The organism is Brevibacillus sp. NSP2.1 (assembly GCF_000470975.2).
Lineage (GTDB): Bacteria > Bacillota > Bacilli > Brevibacillales > Brevibacillaceae > Brevibacillus > Brevibacillus agri.
Map to the genome: position 1 here is coordinate 2,562,747 of NZ_CP048274.1, position 12,895 is coordinate 2,575,641.

Sequence of the window (12,895 nt, forward strand, 5' to 3'; positions counted from 1 at the left end):
TTTCGCTGCGTCGTTGTATAATGGAAGGGCAACCCATTTAGAAAAGGACGTGGACAAGCATGTACGTATCAATGAACCGATTGAAAGTTCCTGCCGATTACCAGTCTCACCTCGAACGCGCTTTTGGCGGCGGTGGCGAGCGGATGAAGGAAGTTCCAGGGTTTTTGGAGTTTCTCTTCCTCGCGCCGACAGAAGGCGACGAGTACATCGTCTTCACGAAATGGACAGATGAACAGGCGTTCCAAAACTGGACGCAGAGCGAAGCGTTCAAGCGCGCTCACGCTGGCACAAACCAGAACAGCCCGGTCAAATCCGACTTGCGCAACTACATCGTGAAAGCTCACTCATAGGAAAAAGGAAGCATTTGTCGTTGCTGGGCAAATGCTTTTTTTCTTAATCGTTGAACAATAAACGTTTTTTTGCCAAACTCATGCATGATCGTGATATGATAGAAGTAGATAAGAGAGCGGTTTCAATTAGCTTTCTGGCAGGAAAGTTGTCTACAAACAATCGCCGGCAGACGGCATGCGCGGCAACCCTCTCACGTCAGCGGGATCGGCTGGCGATAATCTACCTGTTTGTTGGACACTCTTCTTTACATCATGTCGGTTTTGTGTCCATAATAGAATCATTATCATACATACTTGAAGGAAGGCCTCAATGAAGCAAGAAGAAGAAAAGGAGTCAGAGCGTTTTGAAAAATCGAATAAGTAAGTATCTTACTCATTTGGCCCCTGCAGCGGTGGCCAAAACGTTTTCTTTTCTTTCTGAAAAACACGACCACTCTGCTTCGCTTCTGGGAGACCGCGCACATACTGAGGCTTTGCTTGTCCAACTGCTCTTTCGCTGGGCGGAAGTTGTGGAAGAGAATGATCCAACAGCAGCAGAACAAGAAATTAACGAAATCGCTTACAAGTGTTTGCTTCAAGGATTGAATCTTGCGACGCTGGTACAATGCCTGCGGGTGTGCCGGGACAGCATTGTCGAGCAGATGAACAACGACTCTGCCATGCTGGTGCAAAGCGAGGCGGAGCAGCTTGAGCTTTTACGGGGACAATACGCGTTTTTTCTGGCGATGGACCAGTTGATTGCCCAAGTCGTGGGCGTCTACAGCCAGGAGCATCGACCGCCGAGCCAGCAGCCACATACGGGCACGGCTCTGGAGCGGGCGCAGGGGGAACAATTCGCCCTGCTTGCCGAGCAGGAGCTGGTCCAACTGGTGCTGCATTCGAGCGACATAGCCGTTTTGATGATTGATCGCACGCTGAAAATTATCGAGGCCAACCATGCGTTGTGCCATCTGTTTGGCGTCAAACGCGAGCAAATTATCGGACAGAACATTGACGAAGCTTTCTTGCCGCACGAGAGTGAAAGGTTCGTCCAATGGGTCGTCGAACGCGGACAGTCAGGCCATTACATGGCAGAATACCGTGCAAAATGGACGACAGTCAGCACCAGTCCGATTTTTTACATGGGCGAGATGTGGGGAGCAATCGCCGTTTTTCGAAATATTACCGAGAGCAAACGATACGAGGAAGAGCTGAACAAGCGGGAAGCTTTGGCGGCTGTAGGACAACTAGCCGCAGGGATGGCGCATGAAATCCGCAATCCGCTTACTTCGATCAAAGGCTTCATCCAGTTGTTGCGCGAGCAGGGAGAGGCGGGGCGCAGCGAGTCCTACTTTTCCGTCATTTTGACGGAGATCGAACGCATCGACGGATTGTTGAACGACGTGCTGGTTTTGGCCCGGTACAGGGATGACAAAATCGTTTCCGAACGTTTTCTCGTGCTGGACGAGCTTTTTGGGGTCATTCGTTTACTGGAGCCAGAAGCCAATCGCAGGGGGATCAAGCTGGAGCTCGACATCACCCCTGGCGAATGGTACGTGTTCGGCTACCGTTCCCGCATCAAGCAGGCGATCCTGAACATCATGAAAAATGCGTTTGAAGCGCTGCTGACCCAAGGCAGCGTGGTGCGCGTCACCGTCTGCGCCTCCATCAGCCAGGTCGTCATCGTCGTCGAGGACAACGGGCCGGGACTGAGTACCGCTTGTCTGGACAATTTGTTCGTGCCGTTTTTTACGACCAAGCAGGAGGGGACAGGACTTGGCTTGTCCACGACCCAGCGCATCATTGCAGATCACGGCGGCGAAATTTTTGCCGACAACTCGCCGCGACTGAATGGAGCGCGCTTTGAAATCCGCCTGCCTCTTTCCGTATCGGAAAACACATAGAAGCTGTTTCCTTATCCAAAAAGACGGAGCAAACCATCCGTCTTTTTTTGTTGCCTTCCTCCGAAAAATGCGGCGTCTGTCCAATCCGGATTTCACGCCAAAAGGCGCAGTTCTGTGCGGGTTAATCTGTTTGAAGTAGGCATGAAGTCCTTTTAGCTCAAAAGGTTGCAAGTCTTTCGAATCAATCTCTATGTAAGATGTTGTCAAACTGTGTCGTTTGGTGGAATAATTTACAAAAAGGCTGAACGGAGTTGAACGTAGAGTGATCCGGATGTTGCATAAAAACGAAAAGAGGTGGAGCTACTGGGAAGCGTGGTATGACGAAAAAGACCGTCTGTACACGGTCCATTACGGTCAGGTAGGCGAGAGCGGCGACCACTATGCGATCGTGGCTGAGCAAATCGAAGGAAAGCCGACTCATGTGCTGCAAAACTGGGCGGAAGAAATGAAGGAAAAAGGCTATGCGGAACTGGCAAAAGAAGACTGGCAGAAGCTGGTGGTGAGCTTTCCGCACCTGTCGGAAGCAGATGTGGAGATGAGGTATGCTATCGAGGCGTTGCTCGATGAATGTCTCGGCCGGACTGGAAACGGGCATAGTGACGGAGGAGACGACAGCCGGGACGAGCTTGCCGTCATTTGCTGCGTGATCGACATGGAAAAAGCAATTGCCGCCGTCCAGGAAGCCATGTCTGCCGCCCGCCTGCACGACGGGCTGGTGATATGGCGCTTGCAGGACGACGGCACGCGTGTCTCGCTCTATCCTTCTGCCTGCTGAAACGAAAATGTTTCGTCTTACTTCACGATTTTGAGTCGAAGGGCTTTGGCGACTGCCTGGGTGCGGTCCTCGACGCCCATTTTTTGCAAAATGCGGTGCACGTGTGTTTTTACCGTGCCTTCCGAAATAAACAAATTTTGCGCGATCTGATCGTTTCGATACCCGTAGGCGATCTGTTGCAGGACGTCAAGCTCGCGGTCTGTCAGCTCATCGAGCAGGGCTGAAGGAGCAGAGGCGTGTTCGGAAACGCTGCGCTGAACTTGCAGGGCTTCCGCCAGCGCCTTGGCTGCTGTCGCGGTATGAAAAAGAGCTTCCCCCTGGGAGGCTCTGCGTATCAGGTCGAGCATCTCCTGCGAGTCGGCGTCCTTCAGCATGTAGCCGACAGCGCCTGCGCGGATTCCTTCCACGACGTAATTGTGGTTGTCAAAGGTGGTGAGAATCAATACTTTGACGGCCGGATGCATGTTCATGATCTCCCGTGTCGCTTCAATCCCCGACTTTTTCGGCATTTGCACGTCCATCAACACTACGTCTGGCACGATTTTTCCTACCAGCTCCACAGCTTCTTCCCCGTCAGAGGCTTCTCCGACGACCTCCATATCTTGCTGCATTTGTATCACGTAGCCCAACCCTTGGCGAATCATGTTTTGGTCGTCTACCAGGACCACACGAATTTTTTTGGCTTGGTCTGTCATGTTCGTATGCTCCCTTCTTTTTCCAGATGTTCCAGCGGCAATCTTACATCGAGTTTGAATCCATGCGGTTCTTTTGCCGAATAGGACAGGCTGCCGTTCAACTGCTTGATGCGCTCGGCAATCCCTGTCAGTCCAAACCCAGGCTTGATTTGATCCTGGGGAGTGATGTCACCGTCGTCCTGTATCGAGAAGTAGAGGGAGCCTTCCCGCTGCTCGATCATGACCTGAATTTCTTTTGCATTGGAGTGGCGCAGCGTATTTGTAATCGCTTCCTGTAAAATCCGGTAAAACGTGATCGTCAGCTCCTGGGACAGCGGGATATCCAGCTCGGATGAGATGAGCTCCATCTTGATCCCTGTATGCTTTTGCGCCTGCGACAGCAAAGCGCGCAGCGGAGTGAGTCCCAGCGATGTTTTGTCCATGGCGAGCGTATGCACGGAGGTGCGGATTTCTTCCAGGCTTTGCTTCGCTACGCCGAGCATGTTGCGCACGGCTTCCTGCGCGTGCTCCGGTCCGTCCTGCAGCATGTACTTCAGCGCGTGAAGCTGGACAATCAGCGAGGTAAGACTGTGACCCAGCGCGTCGTGAATGTCGCGGGCAATCCGCGTCCGTTCCTCCAGAACCGCTACCTGCAACGAGTGCAAGGCCGCTTCCTGAAGCTGGGAATGCGCTTCCTGCAGCTCGGTATGGGCTTGTTGCAGCTCCTCCAAATGGGCTTGGTTCGTTTTGTACGCCTCGCTTTGAATCCGGTATCCCCGCGCCCCGATATAGCAGCCGATGTACGTCAGGATAAACGGAATGATATGCGGAAATTGGAGGATGCCGTAAAAATACAAAAACAACGTGGTGCACGCGCCAAAAAAACTCGCGTAAGCCAGCGCACGCCGTCCTTCGATGTAAAAGCCGATAAAGACGGCGAGCGGGAGCATCATTCCGAAGCCTTCTCCTCCGGCGAACACGCTTTTTAAGAGCGCCATGGTGCCGAGCATAACCGTAGCTAGTTCAAATTGGTACGGCTTCCAGTTCCTTTTTGAAATCCAGAATACCACAATGTAACAAAAGAATAGTACAATCGTAAGAGAAAACTGTAAGGGAGTCTCGCGCATGAACGAATCTGGCAGCAAGGCCAGCACGATCAAAATGGAGAACCAGATGATTAGCAAACGTTTTTGAATCGCTTTTATACTCAGTTTCAGCAAAAAGATATCCTTCTTTCTCTGGCCGGATGCTCGTTTACTTTCATTCTAGCACGGGGTGTCGTCTATCTCCAGATAGACCCCTCGCTGACGGGAAATCAACCTGCTGATAGACTTCACTACTCATGACTATAGGTAGAATAAATCTTGGCTAATAAAAGATGTAGATGGGTCATGTGGGATAGTGAGGGAGGCTTTCATGAAAGAACTGATTCAGTTGGCTAAGCTCCTGAAAGAAGCGAGTGCCTTGTTTGCGTCCATTTCCAAAAAGGAACTGGACAGCACTGATCTGAACTGGCAGCAGGTGCTGATTTTGGAACAGCTCAGCAACGGTTCAAAAACGATGGGGGAAATTTGCAAGGCTGTCGATCTTCCGTACAGTACCACGTCAGGATTAATCAACAGGCTGGAGCAGGAAAATCTGGTGCGTCGTTTTCGAGACCAAACCGACCGCCGAATCGTGTGGGTTTCCTTAACGGAGCGCGTGTCTGAACAACGGGAATTGAAGCCGGAAGATCCTCACGCGATCTCATCTCTTCATGCGCTGCAACAATTGTTCTCCCAAAAGAAAGAAATAACAGGCTAATTGTCGCTTCCGGCAAATGGCAATGCCGAAAGTGTCACGATTAGCCATGTCAAGTTTTCCAGAAGAGGTGAGTGGATTTGAATCTGTCTGAACTCTCGATTAAACGTCCGGTCACGATGATTATGCTGACCGTGGCCATGCTGATTTTCGGTTTCGTCTCCCTGCCTCGCTTGGCGATTGACTTGATGCCGGAGCTGAATTTTCCGGTTGCCGTGGTCGTCACGTCTGTGGACGGGGGCTCACCCAGTGAGGTAGAAAAACTGGTGACAAAACCGATCGAAAATGCGCTAGGTACGGTTTCCAACCTGGACAGCATTTCATCCGTGTCTATTGAAGGGGCCTCGCAGGTCATCCTCATGTTTAACTGGGGAACGGATCTCGATCAGGCCACTCTCGATATGCGAGAGAAAGTCGATCAGGTGAGGAGCATGCTCCCTGATTCCGCGCATGCGCCGCGGGTATTGCGCATCGATCCGAACAGCCAGCCGATCATCCAGTTTGCCGTCACAGGCGAGCAGGATGTCAACAAGCTGAAAAAGCTCGCGGAAGACATGATCCAGTCGCGACTGGAGCGTATTGACGGCGTCGCGGCTGCTTCCATCAGCGGCGGTCAGGACCGAATCGTCGACGTCATCGTCGATCCGGCCAAGCTCTCCGCGTACGGACTGTCCCTGGAGCAAATCCAGCAGGCGCTCGCAAGCGGCAACCTGTCTGGCTCCGCCGGTTCCGTCCGTGAAGGGGACAGCAAGATGAACATCCGCGTCCAGGGTGAATTTGCCAGCGTGGAGGAAATCGCGCTGACGCCGATTTCGGTAGGGGCCAACTCCATTCGCCTGAGCGATATTGCCGAAGTCAGAGATACGCTCGAAGACATTACGCAGCTCAGCTACGTAAATGGCAAACCGAGCCTCGGTATCTCCATTACGAAAGCTTCCGGCGGAAACACCATCGAGGTGGCCGACGAAGTAAAAGCAGAGCTGGAGAAAATCAAGGCGGATTTGCCGGAGCACGTGCAAATCACTACGACGCTTGACACTTCGACCTACATCAAAGATTCGATCTACACAACAGCGGAGCACGCGCTGCTCGGTGGACTGGTCGGGATCATCCTGCTGTTCTTCTTCCTGGGCAGCCTACAGTCGATGCTGATCGCGATTATCGTGTTGCCTGTATCCATCGTCGCGACCTTCCTGTTGATGTACATGACAGGACAGACGATCAACCTGATCTCGCTTTCCGGTTTGACGCTGGGGCTGGGGTCATTGATCGACTTTGCGGTCGTTATGCTGGAGAACATCTTCCGCCAGCGGGAGCAAGGAAAAGGCATGATGCAAGCCGCGCTCGACGGCTCCAAAGAGGTTGGAACGGCCGTTATGGCCTCCGCCTTGGCGCAAATTTGCGTATTCTTGCCGATTGCCCTGACGGAAGGGATTGCTTCCGAGCTGTTCGGACCGCTGGCTTTGACAGTCGTGTTCTCGCATATTGCGGCACTCGTCTTCTCGATTTTGCTGGTGCCGATGCTCAGCTCGCGCATTTTGAAGAAAGTACCGAATCATGCGAATCACGAAAATTATCGTGGCATCAACCCGGTTACTTGGTTTAACATCGGGTTTGGCAAAGTGGAAAAAGGCTACCAAAAGCTGCTGGCATGGGCTTTGGGCCACAGAAAAACAGTCATGTTTTCTTCTGTCGTCATGATGGTCGGCTCGCTTGCCCTGACGCCGCTGATCGGGGCGGAGTTCATCCCGAGCATGGACCAGGGACAAATTTCTGTATCGGTTAAGATGCCAAACGGAACCGTTTTGGCTGAGACGGAAAAAGTCGCCAAGCAAGTAGAAGAGATTGTGAATCAAGTGCCGGAAAAAGACATTGTGGCGACGTCGATCGGCAGCAACGGTTCGCCGATTGCAAGCACGCTGTCCTCCAACCAGGCAACGATCACGCTGCTGCTCGTCGACGTGACAGAGCGCAAACGTTCCTCAAGCGACATCGCCATAGACTTGCAGCAGAAGCTGAAAAATATTCCGGGGCCGGAAATCAAGGTGAGCGCAGCAGAAGGCATGTCCATGGGCTCGCCAATCGAGCTGAATGTGCGCGGCGACGATTTGGCCGTCCTCAAAGACATCAGTGCGATCATCAAGGGCGAGGTCGAAAAAGTACCTGGCACGAGCAACGTTACAACTAGCCTGGAAGCGTCCAGACAGGAATTTGAAGTCAAGGTCGACGCGGAAAAAGCGAGCTTGTACGGCTTGTCGACAGGACAGATTCTCTCCAGCGTCCGGACGGCCTTCCAGGGGCAAACGGTCACGAAGTATCGTACAGGCGATGACGAGATTGACATTAACCTGAAGCTGCCTGAAAATTATCAAGAAGACATCAACTACTTGAACAACCTGCGGATTGCTGCGCCAGGCGGGGCACAAATCGCGCTGTCCTCGGTGGCTACCATCAGCAAAGTGGACGTGCCGCTCACGATCAACCGCTCCAACCTGACGCGCGAAGTGAAGGTTACGAGTGATCTGGCCGGGCGTGACCTGAATTCCGTCACACAGGAGATTACGGCGAAACTGAACAACCTGAATCTCCCGGACGGTTACAAAGTCGAGTTCGGCGGACAAAGCCAGGACATGGCCGAGTCGTTCGGCAGCCTCGCGCTCGCGATTCTGCTCTCCGTTGTGCTTTTGTACATGGTGATGGCGGCGCAGTTCGAGTCGTTTTACAGCCCGTTCATCATCATGTTCTCGGTTCCGCCGACGGTTACAGGGGTTCTCCTGGGACTTTTGGTTACCGGAACGACGATCAGCGTATCCGTATTGATCGGGTACATTCTCCTGATCGGTCTGGTCGTGAACAACGCGATCGTGCTGATCGACTACGTGAACCAGTTGCGGGCAAAAGGCTGGGAGCTGCGCGAAGCGATTCTCCATGCCGGACCAATCCGTCTGCGTCCGATTCTGATGACGACGCTGACGACGATCCTCGCGATTGGACCGCTGGCTTTTTCCGGCGGATCGGGTACAGAGACACAGGCACCAATGGCTATCACCGTTATTTTCGGTCTGAGCTTTGCGACACTCATTACCCTTGTTTTGGTTCCGGTCGTCACTTCGTGGTTTGACGATATCGGCAAAAAGCGTCGTGAAAGACGCATGAAACGGAAAGAAAAGAAACAAAAGAAAACCGTTCCCGCTTTGGAATCGTAAGAAGCGTTTGTGGGATGAGGAGGGACATTCATGAAACTTAGCATAAAACCCGTCATACTGGCCGTATTGGCCGTAAGCCTCGTGGCAGGTTGTTCCAGCCCGCAAGCGGAAACACCGCAGGCAGAAACGGTGGAAGCGGCAACACCTGTCCAGGTCGAAACAGTCGCCACAGGCTCCGTCACGACAGAGTCGGGCCTGACGGCGAAGCTGGCGCCGAGTGAAGAAGTACAGCTCACTCCGAAAATGGGCGGCAAGATCACTTCGCTGCCCGTGCAGCTCGGACAGTATGTGACAAAAGGCCAGGTGCTGTTTAAACTGGATGAAAAAGATTTGCAAAACAGCGTCAAACAGGCGGAAGCCGCATACGAGCTGGCCCAGGCGAGCTTGAATCAGGCTGGAAGCAGCTCGGATCAGGGACTCGTTCAAGCGCGCAACGGACTGAAGCAGGCGGAAGTCGCTTTGGCTGACGCGAAGCTGAACCAGCAGCGGATGAACCAGTTGTATACGCAGGGAGCGATCTCCGCCCAGCAAATGGAGCAGGCGAACATGCAGTTGACCAACGCGCAAACTGCTTATGACAACGCGCAGCAAAACTTGCAGGTCGCCCAGCAAAAAGCGAACGTGCAAGTGTCGGCGGCTTCGGCGAAACAGGCTGCGGTCAGCTTGCAAAACGCCCGTGAGCAACTGGCGAACGCGACCGTTACTTCGCCAATCAACGGCTTTGTCTCCAGCGTAAACGGAGCGGTCGGCCAAATGGCAGGGCAGCAGCCAGTCGTGGTAGTAGTCAACACCAACCCGCTGCTCGTAAAAGCGAACCTGTCCGAAGCGGACATCACGAAAGTCAAAGTCGGCACCGTCGTGAAAGTGAACGTGCAATCGACTGGAAAAACGATTGATGCCAAAGTAACGGCAGTCAGCCCTGTGATGGATTCTGCGCTCAAAGCGTATCCGATCGAAATTACGATCCCGAACCCATCCAATGAGCTGAAGTCCGACATGGTCGTCAATGTGACGTTCCCATCCGACGGAGCGAGCGGCGCGAAAGCTCTCGTCATCTCGCGCAAAGCAGTCTTTGACCGCGACGGCAAGCAATACGTGTTCAGGCTTGAGGGCGACATTGCGAAGCAGGTAGAAGTCACTACGGGAAAATCGTCCAGCGACAAGATCGAAGTCACAAGCGGCCTTGCAGAAGGCGACAAAATTGTCGTAACCGGAATCACGATGCTGCAGGATGGCAGCAAGGTTAGCATTCAGCAGTAAAACAGGAGATGGAAGGAAGAGGCGGAGCGATTGTCCGCCTCTTTTTTCTATGAATATGGAAAAAATCTTCGCCCAAGCCGCTGCCGCTGGGAAAAAGGGCGGAGGAATCGGTGCGTGTAGCCCATAACGGTGATAATGGTAACGTAATTGTCACGGATTTAAGACAAAGTGCCGGTTTCGCTTTTGAAGGGGAGAAAGATTCGTTACAATAAGGAATATAGTGGAGGAAACAACCATTCGGAGGTACATATGACTGGGAATCTTACGGTGTTTTTGGCGTTTGCGGCGGGGTTTCTCTCGTTTATTTCGCCTTGCTGTCTGCCGCTTTATCCGTCTTTTTTGTCCTACATCACCGGAGTGACAGTGGATGAAGTGAAAAAAGGGAAAGCCGTCTTCCAAAAGCAGGCCCTTTTACATACGCTTTTTTTCATCATCGGCTTTTCCATTATTTTTATTGCCCTGGGGCTGTCTACCTCGTGGATTGGCAATCTGTTCGTCAACCAAAAGGACCTGATCCGGCAGCTTGGCGGGATTTTGCTCATCATTATCGGCCTTGTCATGCTGCAAGTGTTTAAAATGGACTGGATGATGCGGTCGTTCAAGATCGATTTAAAATCGCGCCCTTTGGGGTATACTGGGTCCATACTGGTGGGAATGACCTATGCTGCTGGATGGACGCCTTGTGTCGGACCGATTCTCTCCGGCATTATCGTGCTCGGAGTCACCGATCCGTCTCGGGCCTTGACGTACACGTTGGCCTATACACTCGGGTTTGCCATTCCGTTCTTCGTCATGACGTTTTTCATCAGTAAAGTGAGCGCGATCGTCAAGTATTCGGATCAATTCATGAAAGTCGGCGGCGGCGTGATGATTTTGTTCGGCGTGCTGTTGTACACGGACAAACTGACAGACATTACGCGCGTGCTCATTCAATTGTTCGGAGGCTTTACAGGATTTTAAGATCAGTCATGCAGAGGTGACGAAATGAAAAAGCTGTTGCTGGCGGTGCTGGTGATTGCGGGAGCAGGAATCGCGGTATGGGAGAAGCCGGAGTCATCAGCGTCAGTCGTAGCAGATGTTCAGAAACCGGAAGTAGGCTACATGGCGCCTCACTTTACCCTGACTGGCCTGGACAATCAGACGTACAAGGTCGAGGGAAAAAGGAACAAGCCGTTGCTGCTCAACTTTTGGGCATCCTGGTGCGGGCCATGCCGGATGGAAGCGCCGGATTTGCAGAAAATCTATGAGAAGTACGGCGGACAGATTGACATGTACGGGGTGAACGTGACGAGCAGCGACAACCCCGAAGCCGCGCAAGCTTTTGTGCAAACTTACAAGTTAACCTTTCCCATCCCGATGGACGTAAGCGGCTCGGTGTCCAACCGTTATCTCGTACAGGCTTTCCCCACGACTTACTTGATCGACGCACAGGGCATTATTCGCAAAAAAATCATCGGAATGATTGACGCAAGCACGCTGGAGCTGGAGCTTCGGCAGCTTCAGAACGAGAAAAAGTAGCGAACGAAACATCCGAACCGCTGGCGCACGCTGCCCGGCGGTTTTCTTTTGCCGTCAAAGCGAGCGTTGGCCCATTTTGCCGACAGCGATCCCGTTTTGTATGTTTGCCTAAAGAACAGGGTTGTTCTCCCTCATAGACTGGAGTGAACCAGGGCAAAGGGAGGGGATCGGATGGCCAAGGGCAAAAAGGTAAAGAAAAGAAACAGTCGGCAGCACCCCAATCAACTGAATTTGAAAATCGTGACCTCCAGCACATGCCTGGCATGCAAGCAGCAATGCGCGCGCGGCTTGGCGTATTTGGAGCGCATGTCCCAGCCTGGTGCGATTGGAAACGGGGTTCCCTGTATTCTTACCAAACCAAAGGCGTAAGTGAAAACAGGTACCCGATCGTCAGGAGATAATCCCTGCCAGAAGGCTTAAAGCAGGGGATTATCTCTTTTTGATTGGGGCAGCCCTCTCTGGCAGCTTCGGACGCCATGTATTATACTGAAAAGACCGCATTTCGCAACCGAAAGGAGCTGTTTTCATGCGTCCCTTGCAAATCTCGCCGGAAACCGCAGTGAAGCTTGCCGAAGCCTTGAATGTTCCATTGGAGCGGCTGATGCACATGCCGCAGCACATTCTTTTGCAAAAAATGATGGAGCTGGCCAAGCAGGAGCAGGAAGCGGACAAGCAAGCGCCTGGCAAATCCGAGTAAGCTAGACAAGCCAGCGTCGCGTTTGTCGACCGCACACAGCCGCATCTCCGGGCAGGAAAAACGGCGAGCCGCTTTTCGCAGAAAAAGGACTTTTGCTCCTGCTGTGGAAAAGATACTAGAACAAGTCCACATACATACATGGGAGGCAAGCACATGGCTGCAAATGTCGCACATAAGTTTCGCACGGGACTGACGCCAAAAGCGTTCGTCGAAGGCATGACCAAAAATCAGGAGGCTTTCCAAAGCTGGTCGGAAGCGTTTGCTTGGGCAGATGAGCAGGAGCGGGCGTTTTTTGCCTCGCTGCAACATCGGGATGACCTCAGATGCCTGATTCTCGCCGCAGAATGGTGCGGGGACGTGGTACGAAACTTGCCCGTCGTTCTCCACGCGCTGAAAGAAACGGACATGCCTGTCGAAATCATGGTCATGGAAGACCACCTCGACCTGATGGATGAGTTTTTGACCATGGGCGGCCGCGCGATCCCGGTCGTTATTTTCGCAGATACAGGCGGACATGTCCTGGCCAAATGGGGCCCGCGCCCAAGCCACGTCCAGGCAGTCATGACCGCATTCAAGCAGCAAAATCCCGACCGCAACGCGCCGGACTACGAAGAAAAAATCAAAGTAGCGCGCGCGGAAATGCTCAAGCAGTACGGCGAAGGAACCGGCTACCAGCAAGTCATCGTCAAGGAATTGAAAGAGCTGCTTTCCGCGATTTAGGGAAAGGCAGAA

The 12,895-nt window shown here is 52.8% G+C and carries 13 protein-coding genes; 11 read left to right on the forward strand and 2 right to left on the reverse strand.

Features of this window, described 5'->3' with window-relative positions; translation table 11 throughout:
• Positions 1 to 59 precede the first annotated feature (59 nt).
• The 3 genes from M655_RS12900 to M655_RS12910 all read left to right on the forward strand — a co-directional run bounded on the left by M655_RS12900 (position 60) and on the right by M655_RS12910 (position 3,008).
• On the forward strand, positions 60 to 350 hold the full coding sequence (locus M655_RS12900) for an antibiotic biosynthesis monooxygenase family protein (protein WP_005830951.1): 291 nt from the start codon (positions 60 to 62) through the stop codon (positions 348 to 350).
• Between the two features lie 344 nt (positions 351 to 694).
• Positions 695 to 2,233 (forward strand): two-component system sensor histidine kinase NtrB, encoded by a 1,539-nt coding sequence (locus tag M655_RS12905; protein WP_007783935.1) that lies wholly within the window; start codon positions 695 to 697, stop codon positions 2,231 to 2,233.
• Positions 2,234 to 2,504: 271 nt separating this feature from the next.
• Entirely contained in the window at positions 2,505 to 3,008 is a 504-nt protein-coding gene (locus M655_RS12910) for a hypothetical protein (protein ID WP_206699193.1), read from the forward strand.
• 17 nt (positions 3,009 to 3,025) lie between these two features.
• On the opposite strand, the gene M655_RS12915 is transcribed toward M655_RS12910, so the two are convergent.
• Both M655_RS12915 and M655_RS12920 read right to left on the reverse strand, forming a co-directional pair.
• Positions 3,026 to 3,703, reverse strand: coding sequence for a response regulator transcription factor (locus M655_RS12915; protein ID WP_007783939.1), 678 nt, complete (start codon positions 3,701 to 3,703; stop codon positions 3,026 to 3,028).
• Positions 3,700 to 4,902, reverse strand: coding sequence for a sensor histidine kinase (locus tag M655_RS12920; protein ID WP_007783941.1), 1,203 nt, complete (start codon positions 4,900 to 4,902; stop codon positions 3,700 to 3,702). The genes M655_RS12915 and M655_RS12920 overlap by 4 nt, the downstream gene beginning before the upstream one ends.
• Positions 4,903 to 5,098: 196 nt before the next feature.
• Here M655_RS12920 and M655_RS12925 point away from each other — a divergent pair, with 196 nt between their 5' ends.
• The 8 genes from M655_RS12925 (at position 5,099) to M655_RS12960 (ending at position 12,883) form a co-directional block, all read left to right on the forward strand.
• Positions 5,099 to 5,485: a MarR family winged helix-turn-helix transcriptional regulator gene (locus M655_RS12925; protein WP_005830943.1), complete on the forward strand. Its 387-nt coding sequence runs from the start codon at positions 5,099 to 5,101 to the stop codon at positions 5,483 to 5,485.
• 77 nt (positions 5,486 to 5,562) lie between these two features.
• Entirely contained in the window at positions 5,563 to 8,688 is a 3,126-nt protein-coding gene (locus M655_RS12930; RefSeq protein WP_026557260.1) for an efflux RND transporter permease subunit, read from the forward strand.
• A gap of 30 nt (positions 8,689 to 8,718) precedes the next feature.
• Positions 8,719 to 9,948 (forward strand): efflux RND transporter periplasmic adaptor subunit, encoded by a 1,230-nt coding sequence (locus M655_RS12935; RefSeq protein WP_007783945.1) that lies wholly within the window; start codon positions 8,719 to 8,721, stop codon positions 9,946 to 9,948.
• Positions 9,949 to 10,197: 249 nt separating this feature from the next.
• Positions 10,198 to 10,908, forward strand: coding sequence for a cytochrome c biogenesis CcdA family protein (locus tag M655_RS12940; protein WP_007783947.1), 711 nt, complete (start codon positions 10,198 to 10,200; stop codon positions 10,906 to 10,908).
• Between the two features lie 24 nt (positions 10,909 to 10,932).
• On the forward strand, positions 10,933 to 11,466 hold the full coding sequence (locus M655_RS12945) for a TlpA family protein disulfide reductase (protein WP_005830934.1): 534 nt from the start codon (positions 10,933 to 10,935) through the stop codon (positions 11,464 to 11,466).
• A gap of 171 nt (positions 11,467 to 11,637) precedes the next feature.
• Positions 11,638 to 11,835, forward strand: coding sequence for a hypothetical protein (locus M655_RS12950; protein WP_005830933.1), 198 nt, complete (start codon positions 11,638 to 11,640; stop codon positions 11,833 to 11,835).
• 157 nt (positions 11,836 to 11,992) lie between these two features.
• Positions 11,993 to 12,163 carry a YycC family protein gene (locus M655_RS12955; RefSeq protein ID WP_005830931.1) on the forward strand — a complete coding sequence of 57 codons (171 nt, stop codon included), beginning with the start codon at positions 11,993 to 11,995 and terminating at the stop codon, positions 12,161 to 12,163.
• Between the two features lie 153 nt (positions 12,164 to 12,316).
• Positions 12,317 to 12,883, forward strand: coding sequence for a thioredoxin family protein (locus tag M655_RS12960; RefSeq protein WP_007783950.1), 567 nt, complete (start codon positions 12,317 to 12,319; stop codon positions 12,881 to 12,883).
• The last annotated feature ends 12 nt before the right edge of the window (positions 12,884 to 12,895 follow it).